Annotated in this window: 17 protein-coding genes and 2 pseudogenes; 9 read left to right on the top strand and 10 right to left on the bottom strand. The window is 55.5% G+C overall.

Annotated features, from left to right (window positions below; all coding sequences use genetic code 11):
• Window positions 1–658 (bottom strand): annotated as a pseudogene (locus AB4Z35_RS28355) (IS5 family transposase); the annotation flags it as partial.
• A gap of 97 nt (window positions 659–755) precedes the next feature.
• Here AB4Z35_RS28355 and AB4Z35_RS28350 point away from each other — a divergent pair.
• Window positions 756–1,691, top strand: coding sequence for an MFS transporter (locus AB4Z35_RS28350; protein WP_442100842.1), 936 nt, complete (start codon window positions 756–758; stop codon window positions 1,689–1,691).
• Window positions 1,684–2,625 carry a cupin gene (locus AB4Z35_RS28345; protein WP_442100840.1) on the top strand — a complete coding sequence of 314 codons (942 nt, stop codon included), beginning with the start codon at window positions 1,684–1,686 and terminating at the stop codon, window positions 2,623–2,625. The genes AB4Z35_RS28350 and AB4Z35_RS28345 overlap by 8 nt, the downstream gene beginning before the upstream one ends.
• 282 nt (window positions 2,626–2,907) lie before the next feature.
• Here the strand turns inward: AB4Z35_RS28345 and AB4Z35_RS28340 are convergent, their stop codons facing one another.
• Both AB4Z35_RS28340 and AB4Z35_RS28335 read right to left on the bottom strand, forming a co-directional pair.
• Window positions 2,908–4,386, bottom strand: a complete 1,479-nt coding sequence (locus AB4Z35_RS28340; RefSeq protein ID WP_442100838.1) for an APC family permease — start codon at window positions 4,384–4,386, stop codon at window positions 2,908–2,910.
• Between the two features lie 56 nt (window positions 4,387–4,442).
• A complete protein-coding gene (locus tag AB4Z35_RS28335) occupies window positions 4,443–5,936 on the bottom strand; it encodes an aldehyde dehydrogenase (protein ID WP_442100836.1) in 1,494 nt (497 codons plus the stop codon).
• 235 nt (window positions 5,937–6,171) lie between these two features.
• Between AB4Z35_RS28335 and AB4Z35_RS28330 the strand changes: the two genes are divergently transcribed.
• The 5 genes and pseudogenes from AB4Z35_RS28330 (at window position 6,172) to AB4Z35_RS28310 (ending at window position 9,719) form a co-directional block, all read left to right on the top strand.
• The gene (locus tag AB4Z35_RS28330) at window positions 6,172–6,927 is read left to right on the top strand and encodes a FadR/GntR family transcriptional regulator (protein ID WP_442100834.1); all 756 of its coding nucleotides are present in this window, start codon (window positions 6,172–6,174) and stop codon (window positions 6,925–6,927) included.
• Complete coding sequence (locus tag AB4Z35_RS28325; protein ID WP_442100832.1) at window positions 6,924–7,649, top strand: cache domain-containing protein; 726 nt, start codon at window positions 6,924–6,926, stop codon at window positions 7,647–7,649. The genes AB4Z35_RS28330 and AB4Z35_RS28325 overlap by 4 nt, the downstream gene beginning before the upstream one ends.
• Window positions 7,650–7,718: 69 nt before the next feature.
• Window positions 7,719–8,204: an ester cyclase gene (locus AB4Z35_RS28320; protein ID WP_442100830.1), complete on the top strand. Its 486-nt coding sequence runs from the start codon at window positions 7,719–7,721 to the stop codon at window positions 8,202–8,204.
• 261 nt (window positions 8,205–8,465) lie between these two features.
• Window positions 8,466–9,182: pseudogene (locus AB4Z35_RS28315) on the top strand (aldehyde dehydrogenase family protein); the annotation flags it as partial.
• A gap of 9 nt (window positions 9,183–9,191) precedes the next feature.
• Entirely contained in the window at window positions 9,192–9,719 is a 528-nt protein-coding gene (locus AB4Z35_RS28310) for a hypothetical protein (RefSeq protein WP_442100829.1), read from the top strand.
• On the opposite strand, the gene AB4Z35_RS28305 is transcribed toward AB4Z35_RS28310, so the two are convergent.
• Both AB4Z35_RS28305 and AB4Z35_RS28300 read right to left on the bottom strand, forming a co-directional pair.
• A complete protein-coding gene (locus tag AB4Z35_RS28305; RefSeq protein ID WP_442100827.1) occupies window positions 9,678–10,505 on the bottom strand; it encodes a hypothetical protein in 828 nt (275 codons plus the stop codon). The genes AB4Z35_RS28310 and AB4Z35_RS28305 overlap by 42 nt on opposite strands.
• Window positions 10,502–11,206 (bottom strand): pirin family protein, encoded by a 705-nt coding sequence (locus tag AB4Z35_RS28300; protein ID WP_442100825.1) that lies wholly within the window; start codon window positions 11,204–11,206, stop codon window positions 10,502–10,504. The genes AB4Z35_RS28305 and AB4Z35_RS28300 overlap by 4 nt, the downstream gene beginning before the upstream one ends.
• A 130-nt stretch (window positions 11,207–11,336) precedes the next feature.
• Between AB4Z35_RS28300 and AB4Z35_RS28295 the strand changes: the two genes are divergently transcribed.
• Complete coding sequence (locus tag AB4Z35_RS28295; RefSeq protein ID WP_442100823.1) at window positions 11,337–12,233, top strand: LysR family transcriptional regulator; 897 nt, start codon at window positions 11,337–11,339, stop codon at window positions 12,231–12,233.
• A gap of 186 nt (window positions 12,234–12,419) precedes the next feature.
• Here the strand turns inward: AB4Z35_RS28295 and yddG are convergent, their stop codons facing one another.
• The 4 genes from yddG to AB4Z35_RS28275 all read right to left on the bottom strand — a co-directional run bounded on the left by yddG (window position 12,420) and on the right by AB4Z35_RS28275 (window position 16,588).
• Window positions 12,420–13,403, bottom strand: coding sequence for an aromatic amino acid DMT transporter YddG (yddG, locus tag AB4Z35_RS28290; protein WP_442100821.1), 984 nt, complete (start codon window positions 13,401–13,403; stop codon window positions 12,420–12,422).
• A gap of 137 nt (window positions 13,404–13,540) precedes the next feature.
• Entirely contained in the window at window positions 13,541–14,446 is a 906-nt protein-coding gene (locus tag AB4Z35_RS28285) for a glycine betaine ABC transporter substrate-binding protein (protein WP_442100819.1), read from the bottom strand.
• 172 nt (window positions 14,447–14,618) lie between these two features.
• Window positions 14,619–14,888, bottom strand: coding sequence for a cupin domain-containing protein (locus AB4Z35_RS28280; protein WP_442100817.1), 270 nt, complete (start codon window positions 14,886–14,888; stop codon window positions 14,619–14,621).
• Between the two features lie 35 nt (window positions 14,889–14,923).
• Complete coding sequence (locus tag AB4Z35_RS28275) at window positions 14,924–16,588, bottom strand: choline dehydrogenase (protein WP_442100815.1); 1,665 nt, start codon at window positions 16,586–16,588, stop codon at window positions 14,924–14,926.
• Window positions 16,589–17,000: 412 nt separating this feature from the next.
• On the opposite strand from AB4Z35_RS28275, the gene AB4Z35_RS28270 reads away from it, so the two are divergent.
• Window positions 17,001–17,858, top strand: coding sequence for a LysR family transcriptional regulator (locus AB4Z35_RS28270; RefSeq protein WP_442100813.1), 858 nt, complete (start codon window positions 17,001–17,003; stop codon window positions 17,856–17,858).
• A gap of 155 nt (window positions 17,859–18,013) precedes the next feature.
• Here the strand turns inward: AB4Z35_RS28270 and AB4Z35_RS28265 are convergent.
• Window positions 18,014–18,358: transposase (locus AB4Z35_RS28265; protein ID WP_442100812.1), on the bottom strand; the 345-nt coding region annotated here is incomplete at its 5' end.

Raw genomic sequence — 18,358 nt, 5'->3', positions numbered from 1 at the left:
GGTTTACGCTTCATGCTGCGCAGAGGAATCACCGGCTGCATCCGATACCGGTCGCAGTAGCGGCGCAAAGCTTCGGCGTCATAGCCTTTATCGGCCAACAACCATCGGCAGCGTTTGCGAGGTCGACCGCGCAAGCTTGGTATGTACACCTCATCCAGCAACGGCTGGGCATAAGCGATGTCACTGGCTTGCCCGCCCGACAATAGAAATTTCAGTGGTACGCCGTTGGCATCGCACAGCATGTGGATTTTGGTGGTCAGGCCTCCCCGGCTTCGTCCGAGCGCGTGATCTTGCGGTTCTTCAGGCCCCCTTTTTTCCCGGCACCAGAAGAGGCCCGGGTTGCGCGTACTACCGTGGAGTCAATCATCCAGGTCTGCAGATCAATTAACCCTTGCTCATTGAGCTTGATGTGAAGCCGCTTGAGCATCTGGTCAAACGTGCCGCGATTACGCCAGTCACGAAAACGTTGATAGACCGTTGACCATGGGCCGAAGCGCTCAGGCATGTCGCGCCAGGCAGCGCCAGAACAGAGCACCCAAAGGACGCCGTTGAGCATCACGCGATCATCTGTTCGGGGGCGCCCGCTACGGCGAGGTTCATCGAAGATATCTGCAACCAAATCCCAGGCTGCATCGGGGAGTTCGTACCGTTTGGCCATCGTGGGCTCCTGCCTTTGATGGACGCGGACTTTACTGAATCTCGACCCCGGTGGCGTTCAAATTGGTTTCGGCTGATTTCGTACAGAGCCTAGCAACATGATCCTGCACCGGGTCGGAGCGCGACGCTGGATCGCTCGCATCATGATCACCTGGTCGCTGATCTCGGCGGCGACTGCGCTGGTGCAGACACCGATGCAGTTCTACATCGCGCGCTTCTTCCTGGGTATTGCCGAAGCAGGCTTTTTCCCGGGCATCGTGCTCTATCTCACCCTTTGGTTTCCTGCTCATCGTCGGGGCAAGATGGTTGCGCTCCTGATGGCGGGCAATCCAGTCTCCGGCATCCTCAGTGGCCTGGTATCGGGCTATATCCYGCATACCATGAACGATGTGCACGGCCTGGCGGGGTGGCAATGGTTATTCATCATCGAAGCTGCACCGGCACTGATACTGGGTTTCGTGGTGATGTTCTTCCTGACCGACAAAGTCGCCGACGCCAAATGGCTGAGCGACGAGGAAAGAACACTGGTAGCCGAGGAGATCAGCAACGACAACAGCACCAAGACACACAGTTCAGTGCGCCAGGGCCTGCTGGGCGGCCGAGTGTGGTTGATGTGCGGGATTCTGTTTTTACTGGTCATGGGGACCAGCACCATCGGCTTCTGGCAGCCCAGCATCATCAGCAACTCGGGTATCACTGATCCCAGGATGATCGGAATCATTTCGGCAGTGCCMTATCTGGCAGCCCTGCTGGGCATGTACCTGGCTGGCAGAAGCTCTGATCGCCACCGCGAGCGTCGTTGGCACGCAGTGATTCCATTGTTGGTGGCAATACCGGGTTTTCTGATCTGCGCGTTCTTTCCGTTGACCCCTTGGCTGGCCATTACCGGCCTGGTCATCGCAACGGCCGGGATCATCACCTCGCTGCCCATGTTCTGGGCATTGCCAACGTCCTTCCTGAGTGGTGMAGGAGCGGCAGCCGGCATTGCACTGATCAACTCCACCGGCAACCTGGCCAGAGATGACCATGAATAACCCACTCAACCGCGATGCAGCTGACGTAATGCAGGCAAACGAACGGGAAGCCGAGTACTTCGAGTACAGCAAGGCGGCGAACCCGATCAGCGCCAACCTTATCAGCCGAATTCCATACCACAGCTTTGCGGCAACACTCTATGACAGCGGGCCATCGCGGGTTGTACCACTGGACTTGAGTGATGCCCTGGGCTGTGAAGGTCCCGCAACAGGACCGGGCCTGTGCGCAAACTTCATCCGTCTCAATGCGGGTGACAGCCTTACACTCCAGCCCAATGCGACCTCACAGGTTTTTTATGTGATTGCCGGCGCAGGCAAGGTGATTCAGGGTGAACACGTCATTGAATGGTCCAAAGGCTGCTTCATTGCGCTGCCAGGTCTTATGGGCGCCTGTTTCAGTGCCACTGAGGATGCTCGTCTCTACTATGTGCATGACGAGCCCCTGCTGCGTTATCTGGGTGTCACTGGCAGCACTGATCGGTTCGCACCAACGCTATATCCAGCGCAGACCGCCAACGCGAAGCTGCGTGAAGCGGCTAATGACCCGCGCGCTCAAGATCGCAGCCGTATCAGCATTTTGTTAGGCAATCGCAATTTTCCGCAAACCAGAACCGTGACCCACGTGCTCTGGGCCATGTACGGGATTCTCCCTGCGGGTTCGATCCAGAAACCGCACCGGCACCAGTCCATCGCACTGGACTTCATCATCGACTGCCCAACGGGTTGCTACTCACTGGTTGGGACTGAACTGGATGCTAATGGCCAAATACGTAATCCTGTTCGGGTGGATTGGGCGCCTGGGTTGGCATTTGTGACCCCTCCGGGCTACTGGCACGCTCATTTCAACGAGTCGGATCAAGAAGCATTTTTGATCCCCATTCAGGATGCCGGGTTACAGACGCATCTTCGCTCGCTTGACATTCGTTTCAGCTGAAATCATGAGTTGGACAGGATTGTCAAAGTTGATGAGGGCAAGGAGAGTCTCGATCTTTTTCACTATAAGTACCGGCCCCTATTTTGAGTCACTGAAACAGATTCAGCAGGCTTTCCTCGACGATGAAAGCACGATGTTTTGTGTGCACGGAGGCAGGAAGGAAGAAAGGTAGTGGAGAGCTCGGTGGCGGCATGGCAATGAAATAGGCTCGCCGCTTTTGGGGTCAACCCCCTCGTGCTTGCCGTCCATGCAGCAAGTACGAGGAGAGTTCACGCCTGCGGTTTATCGCTTGTGCAACTTCCAGGCATCGGCAAAGGGTGCATTGCCTTTGTCATAGGGCTTGAACACGGCCATATAAAACAAGCCAATGCCGATGACCACGGCGGCGGTGAGCAGGATGCCGTAGTTGCTGTACCAAGGGGCATCGGGCGTACGCGGCCAGGACATGTTGACAATCGCCAGCAAGCCGTAGACCAGCGCCAGAATATTCACGATCCAGCCCCACCCGCCCAAGGTGAACTGACCTGCCGGTTTCCAGCCGCGAATTCGAGCGAACAGCGCCCCGCCTACGATCATCTGGAACGACAGGTAAATGCCGATGGCCGCGAAGCTGACGACGATCGCGATGGCGTTCTCCAGGAAGAACCCTGCACAAACGATGGCCGCCGGGATCACGCCGCAGGTGATCAGGGCTGCAGTCGGAACACGTGTGGTGGGCGAAAGGCGCTTGAGTACGCGGCTGCCCATGACCATTTCGTCCCGGGCAAAGGAATACAGCAAACGACTGGCCGCCGCCTGCAAGCTGAGCACGCAGGACACGAAGGAAACGGTGATCACCGCCGTCACGACTTGCCATCCGGTAGGCCCGAAGGCGTTGACCATGATGGTGTACATCGGGTCCTTGTCTTCGCCGGAAATCACCTTGGCAATATCCGGAACCGCAAGGATCAATGCCAACGCGGCGAAGATCGCTGCACCACCACCGATGTAGATGGTCATGCGCATGGCCTTGGGAATACGCTTGCTCGGGTTCGGTGTTTCTTCAGCCACATCACCGCACGCCTCGAACCCATAGTAGAGGAACATGCCAGCCAGAGAAGCGGTCAGGAATGCCGGCCAGTAGCTGCCATCGATGCTGATGTCGAAGGTATTGAACAGCACCGAAAGCGGCTGGTGACGTTCGAAGATCAGCAGGTAGCCACCGATCACAATGGCGCCTAGCAGCTCGCAGATGAAACCGAACATTGCGACTTTGGCCAACAGCTTGGTCCCGCTCAGGTTCAGCGCGGTGGCCATCACTGTCAGCGCCAGGGCGACCAGGGTATTGGTCACCGGGCTCGGCTCGAAGCCAAGCATGGCGGCGATGTAAGGACCGGCGCCCAGCGCTACGGCCGCAATGGTCACGCACAACGACACGGAGTAGATCCAGCCCACCATCCAGGCCCAGCGCTTGCCCACCAGGCGGCGTGCCCACGGATAAACGCCCCCGGAAATCGGGAATTGCGAAACCACTTCACAGAAGATCAGGCAGACAAGCATCTGCCCCAGACCCACCAGCAAGTACGACCAGAACATTGGCGGCCCACCTGCCGCCAGACACAAGCCGAAGAGCGTATAAACGCCCACGACCGGGGAAAGGTAGGTGAAGCCCAACGCAAAGTTTTCCCAGAGGCTCATGCTTCTTTCGAAGTTCGACGTATAGCCAAGCGCCCTGAGCTGAGCGGCATCGCTATCAGCCGCGGAGAATTCGGAACTGTTCATCTTGTTATCCTGAGGACATTGTCCTGTCGGCAGTTATTGTTTTTTGTTGTGCTGACTTACAACTTGATCCAGGTCGCCTTCAGCTCGGTGTACTTGTCGAACGCATGCAGCGACTTGTCGCGACCGTTGCCCGATTGCTTGAAACCACCGAACGGCGCGGTCATGTCACCGCCGTCGTACTGGTTGACCCAGACGCTACCGGCACGCAGCGCCCTGGCGGTCAGGTGTGCCTTGGAGATGTCGGCGGTCCACACGGCAGCGGCCAGACCGTACGGGGTGTCGTTGGCGATATTGATGGCCTCTTCGACGCTGTCGAAGGTGATCACCGACAGCACCGGGCCGAAGATCTCTTCCTGGGCGATCTTCATGGCATTGCTGACGCCGTCGAAAATGGTCGGTTCGACGTAGGTGCCGCCGGTTTCCTGCAGGGTGCGCTTGCCGCCCACCAGCAGTTTGGCGCCGTCGTTGTGACCGGATTCGATGTAGGAGAGCACCGTGTTCATCTGCTGGGTATCCACCAGCGCGCCAACGTTGGTGGCCGGGTCCAGCGGGTTGCCCGGTTTCCAGCCCTTGAGCGCTTCGAGCACCAGCGGCAGGAATTTGTCCTTGATCGAGCGCTCCACCAGCAGGCGTGAGCCGGCGGTGCAGACTTCACCCTGGTTGAAGGCAATGGCGCCGGCTGCCGATTCGGCCGCAGCCTGAAGGTCCGCCGCATCGGCGAAGACGATGTTCGGGCTCTTGCCGCCGGCTTCCAGCCAGACGCGCTTCATGTTCGACTCGCCGGAGTAGATCAGCAGCTGCTTGGCGATCTTGGTCGAGCCGGTGAACACCAACGTGTCGACGTCCATGTGCAGGGCCAGGGCCTTTCCGACGGTGTGGCCATAACCTGGCAGCACGTTGAACACGCCGGCCGGAATGCCGGCTTCGATCGCCAGCTGGGCAATGCGGATGGCGGTCAGCGGGGACTTTTCCGATGGCTTGAGGATCACCGAGTTACCGGTCGACAACGCCGGGCCCAGCTTCCAGCAGGCCATCATCAGCGGGAAGTTCCACGGCACGATGGCGGCGACCACGCCGACCGGCTCGCGGGTCACCAGGCCGAGCTGGTCATGGGGGGTGGCCGCGACTTCGTCGTAGATCTTGTCGATAGCCTCGCCGCTCCAGCCCAGCGCCTGGGCCGCTTGTGGCACGTCGACCGCCAGCGAATCGCTGATCGGCTTGCCCATGTCCAGGGTTTCCAACAGGGCCAGTTCGTTGGCATTGGCTTCCAGCAGCTCGGCAAAACGAATCATGACCTGCTTTCTGTTCGCCGGCGCCATGCGCGACCAGACACCCGAATCGAAGGTGGCACGGGCTACCTCAACCGCGCGATCGGCGTCAGCAGCCGAGCAGCTGGCGACCTGGGTCAGCAGGCGGCCATCGATCGGGCTCAAACAATCGAAGGTTTCCCCCTCGATGGCGTGGGTGTAGTCCCCACCGATAAACGCGCGCCCTTCTATCTTCAGTGCCTGTGCGCGAGCTTCCCAGGTGCCAAGTGTTGGATTCGTCATGACGTGCCATTCCTCTGTGTCAGTGCCAGTACCGCTCCCGTCGGATGCAGGAGCCAGGCTTTTATTAAACATATGGAACCATATCTTATGATTGGTCGACTGCCAAACAGTCCGTCGCTTTTACCTATAAACGACATGCAGGCGCCTAAGATTTAGCTAAATCTGACTTTGCTGTTGCGCGAAAGGCTGGATATGACTAAAAGAAACCTAGTTTCATATTTTTTGTGGCGAGTAGATGACTCAACTGAATAAAGTGAACCGCCTTTCCCTGCTGCAGGTCAGTCAGGAAGGCAAGCCCGAGGAAGTGGCTCGCCGACTGATCGAGGTCATCGAGCTGGGCCTGATTGGCGTGGGCGAACAATTGCCCAGCGAAAGTGAGCTGGCAACCCGCTTCGGCGTGGCCACCGTGACCCTGCGCGATGCCCTGGCCATTCTTCGTCAGCGCGGCGTTGTTGCCACTAAACGCGGCAGAAACGGCGGCAGTTTCGTCTGCGCCCCCGTGGAAGTTTCGGATGAGTTTCTCAAGGCCAGGTTGAGCGCCATGAGCTCGCTGGAACTACGCGACCTCTGCGACGAACAGATTGCCATTTCGGCGACCGCCGCAGGCTTGGCCGCCAGCCGATCCTCCAGCACCCAGCACCAACGGCTGGAAAACTTCGTCACGGCGTTGCAGGACGCCTCCACCCGAAGCGAGCTTCGTCGGGCGGACGCTCGATTCCACATCGAAATTGCCGTGGCCGCACAATCGGTGCGGCTGACCCACGCGGAAATGCGCCTGCAGGCCGAAATGGGCGAGCTGCAATGGATCTCCACGACCGACGTTCAGAAACGTACTGCCATTGATGGGCACCGGGCCATCCTGCAGGCCGTGATGGCCGGCGAATCCAATCTGGCCAGGGCCCTGACAGAAGCCCATGTCAAAGACGGCATTAAGCGCCTGATGGATCTGCGCTTTGCCCTGCTTGGGCAGCAAGAGAGCACATCGCAATGACCACAATGGAAAAAAATGACGAGCTTCGCCAGTGCACCCAGCGCCTGGAGGACATCCTCTGCAAGGTGTTCGAGCAACTCAATACGCTGGCCGAAGAAGTGGTGACGGTCTGGAGCGCGCTTGACGCCGAAGGCAAAAAACCAACGTCGAAGGACCTGGCTTTTTTACAGCCGACCATCGAAGAGCGCCTGTCAGAACACGACAACTATATTCATGGGACCGGTGTCGTGCTGGAACCGGGGGAACTCGCCGATCAAGAGCTGTTCCTGGAATGGTTCTACCGCCCCTCGAGCGGAAAAGTCGCCCCAATGATGCTGAACTTCAACCGGCAAAGCGAAAGCTTCTACAACTACCAGGGCATGCCCTGGTTCACACGCCCCAAGCTGACGGGCGAAGCCTCGGTCGAAGGGCCGTTCGTGGATCTCTATGGCACCGAACTCTACATACTGGCGTTCTCCGTGCCGATTTTCGCCGGCGGGCATTTTGTTGGCGTCGCCGCGGCGGATATCGCCCTGCACGAATTCGATCAACTGCTCACCCGTTGCCTGCTGTGCATGAAGAATGAGGCATTCATCATCAACGGCGAAGGCCGGATCATCGCGGCCAATTCGGCGAACTGGTTCGTCGGCAACATGGCCAGCCGCCCTGCTGCCGCCAAAGTACACAAGCTCAAACCTCTGTCGATCGAGTGGTCGCTGGTTGAGCTGCCGGTGCCGCGGTAGATAGCTGCACGCCTTGGCAAAACTGTTTTCCGACTCTCCCACAACAGCAATAATCGAAGAGGAAATACCATGCACCGGATATCGCTACGCATCGCCAGCATTCTTGCCTTCGTGTTGTTTGCCCAGTTTTCGGTTGCAGCGGACAAACAGAACACCTTGGACGTCATCAACGCTTACATGAGCGCGTGGAACAAACACGACCCGGACGCGGCGGCACAATATTTTGCCGAGAACGGGGAATTTCTGGACGCCTCGGTAGGCGTTCCTAAAGTCGGCAGGGAAGCTGCCAGGGTCGAGGTCATCAAACTCTTTATCGATGCGGTGCCCGATCTGAAGTGGCAGATGGTTGGCCAGCCGGTTATCGACGGCGACAACATTGCTTTTGAATGGCAGTTCGACGGGAACAATACCGGTGCCTGGGCACCTGAAACGCCAGCAACCAACAAGCCGTTGTCCTTCAAGGGCGTCAGTTTCATTCGGTTGAAGAACGACAAGATCGCGACGCAGCATGATTACTATGACGCGCTGTCGTTCAACAAGCAGCTGGGTTGGTAACTCAAACACTGCCTGCAAAAAAAACGAGCCCATTGGCAGGGCTCGTTTTTGCCCCTTGTAAACGCTGCCCCTGGCCAAGCGTATACAGGGTTATCTGTTGCTGTTGCACATGGCCAATCAAGAGCCGAAAAACCTCGAAATGAGGCCGCCGAAAAGCTATCCAATTCTCAGCTGGCGCCAAAATTAGCAGGCCGATATTTTAAAAAATGCCAACTAAGTCGCTGACTTTTTAGAGCCATCTCGAAGGGCTGCAATCGACGGCTCGAACAAGACACTCTAGGCCACATTCGGCGAGTACCCATCGGGGTGACCCTGCGCATGGGGCCGTACAACTACCCACTAAACGAAACATTCACGACGCTCATCCCAGCGCTGATCATGGGCAACACGGTGGTTTTCAAACCTGCGAAGTTTGGCGTGTTGCTCATCCGCCCTCTGCTTGAAGCATTCCGGGATAGTTTCCCCGCTGGCGTCATCAACGATGCAGTCGCCAAAGGCGCGAAGGTCATTAACGAGAACGGTGGGCAGTCGTGCGAGACGTTCTTTTATCCAGCCGTTTTATACCCAGTATCGTCGGCCATGCGCGTTTACCAGGAAGAACAGTTTGGGCCGGTGGTACCGATCGTGCCTTTCCGAGACATCAACACCGTGATCGAGTACGTGGTGCAATCGGACTTCGGCCAGCAGCTCAGCATCTTTGGAAACAACTCCAAGGAAGTTACAAAGCTGATCGATATTTTTGCGAACCAGGTCGGACGAATCAACATCAATGCTCAGTGCCAACGAGGCCCGGATGCATTTCCGTTCAATGGCCGCAAAAACTCCGCTGAGGGCACCCTTTCTGTTCACGATGCACTGCGTGTGTTCTCGATTCGTACATTAGTGGCTGCGAAATTCCAGGACAGCAGCAAGACGTTGATCAGTAACATCCTGCGCAATCGTGAGTCGAGCTTCCTTACGACCGATTACATTTTCTAAGGCGGCAACATGACTACTCGCACACTCATCATTCTGGATGGAGTTGGTATCCGGAATGAGTTGGAATCGAACGCTTTCGCCGCTGCACATACGCCAACCCTGAATGCATTGCTGGAGAGGTACCCCAACAACCAAATTGAGACATCAGGTTTGGCTGTAGGCCTGCCCCCAGGACAAATGGGGAATTCGGAAGTCGGCCATATGGATCTGGGCGCAGGGAGGATCGTGTATCAAAGCCTCACGCGCATCAACAAGGCCATAGACGATGGAGCGCTTGGTGAAAACGAGCGATTGCAAAAGCTTCTGAGCACCACTGCTTCTCGTCAGGGCGCGATTCACATCATGGGGTTACTCTCAGACGGGGGCGTTCACAGTCACATCGACCAAATTGTCGGCATGGCTACACGACCAATCAGAGCGTGCGAATGGAGCACAGCGTCAAATGCGAGATTGGAGTGCGTCGAAATCCATACCAGTCAAAATTTCGCTATCGCGCTACAGTTGCTGCGCAACTTTATCGCTTTGAGCAAGTTCTGATGGTTCAGGCCACGTCAATTCACCTCTTACCAGAGACGCATACAGACGTCCTTTTGGCGGAACAATTCGACCCAGTGCGAGATCGGCCAGGACTTCTCCTGCTTGAATACGCATGACTTCTGCAAAGTAGGGACTCAACGCCATGGCTGGCCCCGGAAGCGCCCCCGCCGGTAAATTGCGCCCGAGACCAGTGCCGGGGGTATAGCCCGGGTTGTACGCGATAACCCGCAAGCGGCGAGCGTTTACTTCGGTTGAAGCGGCGAAGGCACGCGCCGTCAGCAGATTGCACAGTTTCGAAGTCGCATAGGCGCGAAATCCGGACTCGAAAGCAATACTGCCATGCGACCCTTTCTCAAGGTTGTAATACGCCAGTTGTCGTGCATCAACAAACGGAAACGGGGCTACCGGACTGAACATCGGATCGTGGGTATTACTGGTGGTCAGCACCACAATGGCATTTCGCGCCAGCGACGGCGCGAGAAGACGTAACAGTAGATAGTGGCCCAGGTGATTGACCGCAAAAGTGGTTTCGTAGCCATCCATCGAGCGAGCCGCGGTGGGAAAGCTGAGGCCGGCATTGAGTACCAGGGCATTGATCTTTGTCTTGCCCAGCGTATCGAGTACTTGCCTGGCAAACTGCTTGATACTGTCCAGCCTCGCTAACTCCAACGGCAGGCGGGTCTCCCGCCCGCCAATGATCAGTCGGGTATCGGGGGATGCGCTCAAGCGCTGCGCAGCCACTTCTCCCAGGCCGAACGTCCCGCCTGTCATGATGATCGTATTCATGGTCGAAACACCTCGACCAGTACCACTTCGGTATCTTCAATGGCCTCGACCACAAGCTGGGTCTCGTCAAAAATGGCAATACCATCCCCCGCTTCGACCCTTTCACCGTTGACTGTCACTACGCCATGCGTTGGTACCAGATAAGCCTGGCGAGTATTAGCGCAACTAGTGCTCATGCGCTGACCAGCCTTGAGCGTTGCTCCAAGCACACGTGCATCGGCACCAATGGGCAAAGCGTTTTCATCGTCAGACATCCCGCTAGCCAGAACGGCCCATTGACCAGCCCGATCAGACTTGGGAAATGGACGCGTATTCCAACGGGGATGCCCACCACTCTCACGCGGCCGCAACCAGATCTGAAAGAGTCTCAATGACACGATCCCCGTGTTGCGCTCTTCATGGCGTATACCGGTGCCGGCGCTCATGACCTGCACATCACCTGCCTCAGTGCGTCCTTGTCCGCCTGCGCTATCGCGATGGGTCACCGCGCCTTCCAATACGTAACTGACAATCTCCATGCTTTCATGACCATGCATGGGGAAGCCGGTACCCGGCGCTATCTCGTCGTCGTTCCAGACCACCAGTGCCCCCAGTGGATGATGTGCGGGATTGCCGTCGACAGTGACGTTGAAATGATGCCTGGCCTTGAGCCAGCCATAATCGCCGCCACCGAGATCAGCCTTGAGTCGGTGCACTAACATTTCAGCTCCTAATAAAACGGCCGATTGCCGCGTGACAGAGCATAATTTTGAAACGAGCGGAGAAAAACAGCGTAAAAATCAATGATACGTTGTGAAAAATAGAACGATCAGATCACCACGAGATGGAGCCATGGAACCTTTGACGGATTTGAACAACATGTACTTCTTCGCCAAGGTGGTGGATCACGGCGGATTTACCGCCGCGGCAACAGCACTGGGGCTGCAAACCTCAATGCTCAGCCGTAGAGTCAGCGCGCTGGAGTTGGAACTGGGCGTACGCCTGCTTAATCGCAACTCACGGCGGGTTTCCTTGACGGACGCCGGTCGTCTTTTCCATCAGCATTGCGTGGCACTGGTGGAGGAAGTCCGGGCAGCGAAGACTGCCATCGATCAGACGCTGGCCTCTCCCCAAGGCGTGGTGCGAATCAGTTGCCCATTAGGCGTTTTGCAGATGGGGGTTAGCGCCATTCTGACTCAGTACTTGGTAGACAACCCGTCAGTACGGATCATGCTTGATGCGACCAACCGACGTGTCGATGTGATCGAGGAAGGACTGGACATTGCCCTGCGCGTTCGCTTGCCGCCACTAGAAGACTCCGAGCTGACAATGCTGCCCCTGCTGACGTCACACCGCATCCTGGTCGCCAGTCCCGCGTTGTTGGCACAGCACGCAACGCTCGCTGACCTGAATGATCTGGCACACCTACCTACATTGGCTATGGCCAATACAAACGACAAATACCAATGGCATTTCTTGACGCCCCAGCATGTCGCTTTCACTCATCAACCCAGATTAGCGACCGACGATTTGGAAACGCTGCGCGATGCGGCATTGAGGGGAGTTGGTGTCGCGCAGCTACCACTTAGCTTGGTTCAGGACGATTTGAAACTAGGAAGCCTCGTCCAAGTGTTGCCCGAATGGCCATCGCCCAGCGGCAGCCTGCACGCCCTCTTCCCATCCAGACGTGGCATGGTTCCGGCCGTGCGCAGTGTGCTGGATGCTTTGCTGGCCGGGTTCAACGAATAACCGCCCCTTAATGCCACATACGGTATTCATTTGAAGACGAAGGCAGATTGGATCGAGCAGAGTTTGAAGTGAACGGGGCGGCTTCTTCCAACAACAAGCTGCTGGCCTGGGGAATCCGCCAAGGGCTCCATTGGGTCGTTTGCAAACATTCTCGGTAGGCAGCTATCAGACAATATCGGATATTACTCAGCGCAATCGGAACCAGGTCGAACGATCTCGCGTAGCTTGCCAACAAATCAGCGAACCCACGGTAACCATAACCGCCCCTTGCCAGAATTGACCTGTCAATTGAGCACCAAGCCATGCGGAAGCAAATGCTGATGACATCACTGGGGTGGTGTAGGAGGCTGTAGCGAGCAGGGTTAGATTTCCCCGCAAAATACCAACATTCCATAGCGCGTACCCCACCGCCATAGCCGCACCCGCTGCAAGCAGTTCGATACTATTGCGTAGGTCAAAAGCCGTGATTGTTTCACCGCTGGCCAAGTACTTTGCCCATAGCACGATGGCCGTCAAAATGAAGAACAGCACCACGAGGTTCTCTCCTCCCGCATAACGCCGGGTGACATTGCAGTAAAGCGCGAAAGTGATCGCACATGCGACTGCAAGACCATAGCTCAAGGGGTTGGACTCAATGTTGGCGACGATACTAGACGGTGATAGGCCGTCACCGCTCACCACCCATAAAATACCGAATAGCGCTAACGCAGTCCCCGGCGCAATGAGCCAACGGGCCTTTTGCCCATTCATGATGATCGCGAGAAGCACCGTCAGACAGGGCCAAAGGTAATTCACGACACCGACTTCGATGGCCTGGATACGAGTGCTGGCGAAACCCAAAGCCAAGGATAGACAAACCGCATACGCCACAAAAAATGCACTTCCCAACAGTAGATAGTGAAAAGGTGTGGATCGCAGGCGTGGTATGCCTAGTAGGCCCAAGAGCAGAATCGCACCCAACGTGTAGATCAAAGCTGCACCTCCCCATGGCCCGAAGGTTTCGCTTACGCTTCTAATCAATCCTGCGGCAGTGCTCCACAGGACAATCGCCACTAACCCACACCCCGTAGCGATGCGCTCGCTTCTGTTGAGCATTATCCCTCTCACGGAAATTGCGGACGTCATCAAGAAGTATTGCGATAGACGGATTTTCACTTTTGCCTGGCTCACTTGTACTCAACCGGCTGTAGACACAGCGGGCGCATCCTGCCTCTCCCTGCTTGTTGTCAGAAGCCGCACTTATGGAGGGCTGAAGCGTAGGGAACAGACCGCCGGTTTTCAGCGGCGGCCCGAGGGAAGCGATATGTTCAAGGTGTCTGTGCGGTGATCGAAGGTGCACCTTGGAACATGGCTGTGAAGGTATCTTTATGAGCGGTGTAGTACTCTGCAACCACTTGGTCGGCTGACGACTCGCGCGCAGCTTTCATCATGCTTTCCAAGTCTTTCATCGGGATGGTGAAGTGACCAAAAAAATACGCCACTTGCGGGAAGTCTTGAGTGAATCCCTTGCGACCCACTGCGTGGATTTGCTCTGCCTTACCGTAGACTTCTTTCGGATCATCGAGGTATCGCAGCGACCAGGTGGAAAACATCCAATGTGGACTCCAGGCGTTGAGCARGGCCCACTGACCACGTTTGGTGTTCCGATCAAACTCATTGAGCATGCCGGTCTCGGAAGACGCTACAAGCTTGTAGCCATCAAGCTTGTAATCTGCGATAGCACGAGTCGCCGTCTTGTATTGGCCRTTACCGACTTCCGATGTCAGTATCTTGCCGCCAAATTTCTCCCTGACCTCAGGCTTGTTCAAGTCCTCGATACTTGAGACTTCGCTTTGCGGGATGCTCGCAGGAACTGCCAGGCCCAGGCGGCCCTCATAGAGAACCCCGAGATCCTCAAGCTTATCCTTGTACTTTTCCCAGAATGGCTTGTGGCTATATGTCAGCCACGCCATCGGGATCATGTCGACCTTTCCGGTGGACATGGCTTGGAACTGAATGCCGATGTCGGCCATTACCAGTTTCACAGGCTGCTGAATTTGATCCTGCAAGGCCAGTGTCGCGAGCTTTGTGGTGATCTCAGCGTCAGCCCAGTTAACCCAACCGATAACAACAGGCTTGGGTTCATCGGCTTGCGCGAGAGTTGCCGCGCTCAGCAAGATGGCTCCTGCCATCCAGCAACTAGCTTTCTTCGCATATGAAAAATACGTGATCATCGAAAATCTCCAATTGGTGTAATTATTAGGTTTGGCAGATAGATGATTGAGCCTGTCTCTAGCTAATTCTTTTGATTGAAACATCTATAAAATGCTTCACGAGATGGGCGTTCTTGATACTTCCGAAATCTATTCCTCCGAAGACTTAATACCTCTGCCGCATCTGCAAAAATCAGATGTATTGATACCGATTCACTATGGGTGACGAGATTTTCCAAACCGCTTCCACCCCTTTACGAATAATGACGTGGTTGCCTGGACTGATTGCCACTGGAGGATTCGAATGGCTATGAATTACGGCCTCGCCACGCTGCACAACAAACTGGACGTCTTGGTCGTAGCTGTACTCAAAACGATCCGTATCACCGCTTTCCCAAATTTCCCAATTTCGACACTGTTCTCTCTCTGCACCGCTGGCTTCACGTCGTTCGATTTGTGACATGTTTGGTCTCCTGGTTCTGCCGACTCAACTAGACGCTAGGCCGATGCGATATGAGCCATGGGCGAAGAGAGTTGGCAGTGGAAAGGTAGAGCTTCGGGTTGCAACGCTGGTTTACTCAAAAGGATGTCGCTGGCTTTCTCAGCGAGCATGATTGTCGCTGCGTTGATGTTCGCGCTCGGAACAGAAGGAAAAACCGACGCATCGATCACTCGAAGATTCTCGATTCCGAACACTCTTAACTGGCTGTCCACTACGGCCATCGAGTCCTTGCTGCTGCCCATCTTGCATGTACCACAGGGGTGGTAGGCACTGGCAGCGTCCTCACGGATGAACTCGTCCATGGCTTTACCACCACGGATATGAGTACCTGGAGTGTCCTCACGGAAGTTGTAACGCTTGAGGGCAGGCTGATTGGCGAACTCGATCCCTAATCGCATTGCCTCGCGCATGACTCTCCAATCCTCTTCCGTAGCCATGTAGTTAGGATCGATCAACAGTGGATCGGATACCTTGGAGCTACGAAGTCTGACTGTGCCGCGACTGGTCGGTCGCATCGGCCCTACCCCTATTCGGTAACCATACGTTGTGGAAACTGGTATCCAGTTTTTGTCAAAGAACACCGGGAAAAAGTGGAACTGAATATCAGGGTGCGGTGCTGTCGACGAACTGTTGAGAAATGCACCAACGTGGCATTGATTGACAGAGGCAACCCCTTTTTTCAGACCGAACCATTGCACACCAGCCCACAGCATGCGATGAGGCTGCAACTCTCGATTGAGCGAGATGGGCTCCTTAGTCTCAATTTGAATGTGGCATTCAAGGTGGTCTTGCAGGTTCTCTCCAACTCCCGGCAAGTCCACTTTGCACGAAATCCCATGCTCGCGCAGATGTTCCGCCGGCCCGATACCTGAAAGCATCAGCAGCTGTGCAGAACCGAAAACACCGCACGAGACAATTGCTTCACGTCTGGCTCGAACATCAATTATTCGGCCCTTATAGAGCACCTCGAAGCCCGCAGCGCGATGACCTTCGAGAATGATCTTCTGGACTTCACAGCCAAGCCAGATCGTCAGGTTTGGATGTGCGCCCATCGAGTGAAGGTAGCCATAGGCGGCACTGTTTCGAATGCCGTCTCTAACGCTCATTTCAAAGCGAGAGACTCCCTCCTGCTGGAAGCCGTTCACATCATCCGTAAGCGGAAAACCGGCCTGTTGACCAGCATCCAGAAACGCCGCGTTTAGCGGGCTAAGGTGCTCTTGGCGCTGAGCTTTGATAGGCCCACTTTGACCGCGATAGCAGGAGTCAATAACGCYGGATTCGATTTTCTTAAAGTAGGGAGCACAATCGGCCCAGCTCCAGCCTGTCGCGCCCTCGACCTCCCAACGGTCATAGTCCGTAGGATGACCACGCAACCAGGTCATGCCGTTGATGGAGGAAGATCCCCCCAGCACCCGGCCGCGCGGTTGCTGAACACGCCGCTTATTTAGATGCGCTTGTTCTTCGGTGTAATACCACCAATTGTACTTGGAGGTTGGTTTGAAGGCTGATCGCAAGCCTGCGGGCATTCGGATGATCCAGGACTTATCTGAAGGGCCAACCTCAAGAAGAAGAACCTTATGTCCTGCATCAGAAAGTCGGCGTGCCAACACACAACCAGCAGAGCCAGCACCAGCAATCACATAGTCAAATTCGGTTGTCATTTATTATTCTCCAGCGAAACCAATTGGTCATCGCGGCTATCAGGCATGCGTGTCCGGCAATGCTTTTTCGAGTTGATAACTGCCTTGACCACAACTTATCGGATGGGGTCGTAGACGGATATTTAATAAATGAAATGCCGGGCTTAAAAACTATTTAAGCCACCAGCCCTGCCAGCTAAAACTCTATAGGTAAATTCATGAGGAATACCAAGCGGCTCACCGGACTGACTGGCAAATAGGGAGCTTTCCGTTCAGACCAACCCAGCTGCCAAGGTCTGTTATCAGATATTGCGCCGGTCTAAGGTGTTCGTTTGACAACCCTTTGTCTTGCCCGCCTAATGATTTTTTAGGCTTCCAGGAAGCTCGCTGCCATTTTTCTGGTCACGCGATCTACCAATGTGAGGACGGCTCCTTGCGACACTTAGACCTTTCGCTCCTGTACACCTTCAAGACGATTGCCGAGTGCAAGAGCCTTTCACTCGCATCGCAACGGTTACACAAAACACAAGCAGCCATCAGCATTCAGCTCAAAAAGCTTGAGGACTCAATTGGTAAGCGACTGCTTAATCGAGGCCATCAGACGGCTGAGCTGACCAGCGATGGAGAGCTGCTGCTTCAATACGCACGGAAAATGCTGGCGCTCAGCACTGAAGCAATGGAACTGTTTATAAAAGAAGAAGTTTCAGGCACCGTTCGCTTCGGTATTCCAGACGATTACGCTAGTGCTTTTCTCCTCCCAGTGTTGCAGGAATTCACCCGACGATGTCCTAACGTGCGTCTCCAAATTCGAAACGACATTAGTCAAAACCTTTTCTCTGCTCTTGAGAAAGGCGAGCTAGATCTGGCATTGGTCACCCGACGCAACAATGATGGAAATGGAGAAATCTTGAGGTGTGATCAGCTTCAGTGGGTAGCTGCTGAGTCGTTCGTACTGTCGCCCAACGCTCCGATTCCACTTGCCTTGTACCCACATGGATGCGGGTATCGAAGTCAAATCTTGAGGGCATTGAGTGATGGCCAAAAAGAATATGGCATCGCATTCGAATGTACCGGTGTCGCAGGCGTTCAGCTTGCCGTCGACAGTGGCTTATCGATCACTGCAACCTCCTCTGCTTTGATGCAGCCAACCTGGCAGCTGCTGGACTCAGCCACAACAGGGCTACCGGCTTTGGGCAACGTCATGATTGAACTGAGGCTGGGGAGCAACGAGATACCAGTGGCCGTTAAGTATTTTGCAGAAGAGCTACGAAAGCAGGTATCAGGAAAATGATCCACACGGCGCTAGACGAATTCTGCTTGAAGGGGTGCTAACCACAAATACAGCCATTGGAGCGTACGATTATTTTTTGGACTTTTGTGCAGCACTGATCAGCCCGTCCAGCCAATCCTGGTAACCATTAATCATCGGGTTGGGCTTAGCCTTCGCTAGGCTCTGTACGAAAAGTAATGTCGTAAACACCTCATGGCGCAGGCCAGCGAGACCATCGCCGCATAACTTTTCGCAAGCTTGTCGAAACGCGTAACGATGCGGCGGTTCTCTTTCAACCAGCCGAACATGCGCTCAATGATATTGCGCTGCCGGTACTTGGGACGATCAAACAGTCTCGGCAACCCCGGCTTAGGTTTACGCTTCATGCTGCGCAGAGGAATCACCGGCTGCATCCGATACCGGTCGCAGTAGCGGCGCAAAGCTTCGGCGTCATAGCCTTTATCGGCCAACAACCATCGGCAGCGTTTGCGAGGTCGACCGCGCAAGCTTGCGCAAGCTTG

It is taken from the genome of Pseudomonas sp. KB_15, assembly GCF_052114525.1.
Classification (GTDB): domain Bacteria; phylum Pseudomonadota; class Gammaproteobacteria; order Pseudomonadales; family Pseudomonadaceae; genus Aquipseudomonas.
The sequence above is the reverse complement of the archived record's forward strand: the minus strand, read 5'-3'. Positions and strand labels throughout refer to the sequence as shown.

Bases quoted from the DNA above. Each gene is read 5' to 3' on its own strand.
- AB4Z35_RS28300 (WP_442100825.1), bottom strand. From the start codon at position 11,206: ATGTTAGTGCACCGACTCAAGGCTGATCTCGGTGGCGGCGATTATGGC.
- AB4Z35_RS28295 (WP_442100823.1), top strand. From the start codon at position 11,337: ATGGAACCTTTGACGGATTTGAACAACATGTACTTCTTCGCCAAGGTG.
- AB4Z35_RS28330 (WP_442100834.1), top strand. From the start codon at position 6,172: ATGACTCAACTGAATAAAGTGAACCGCCTTTCCCTGCTGCAGGTCAGT.
- AB4Z35_RS28340 (WP_442100838.1), bottom strand. From the start codon at position 4,386: ATGAACAGTTCCGAATTCTCCGCGGCTGATAGCGATGCCGCTCAGCTC.
- AB4Z35_RS28335 (WP_442100836.1), bottom strand. From the start codon at position 5,936: ATGACGAATCCAACACTTGGCACCTGGGAAGCTCGCGCACAGGCACTG.
- AB4Z35_RS28345 (WP_442100840.1), top strand. From the start codon at position 1,684: ATGAATAACCCACTCAACCGCGATGCAGCTGACGTAATGCAGGCAAAC.
- AB4Z35_RS28325 (WP_442100832.1), top strand. From the start codon at position 6,924: ATGACCACAATGGAAAAAAATGACGAGCTTCGCCAGTGCACCCAGCGC.
- AB4Z35_RS28320 (WP_442100830.1), top strand. From the start codon at position 7,719: ATGCACCGGATATCGCTACGCATCGCCAGCATTCTTGCCTTCGTGTTG.
- AB4Z35_RS28310 (WP_442100829.1), top strand. From the start codon at position 9,192: ATGACTACTCGCACACTCATCATTCTGGATGGAGTTGGTATCCGGAAT.
- AB4Z35_RS28280 (WP_442100817.1), bottom strand. From the start codon at position 14,888: ATGTCACAAATCGAACGACGTGAAGCCAGCGGTGCAGAGAGAGAACAG.
- AB4Z35_RS28305 (WP_442100827.1), bottom strand. From the start codon at position 10,505: ATGAATACGATCATCATGACAGGCGGGACGTTCGGCCTGGGAGAAGTG.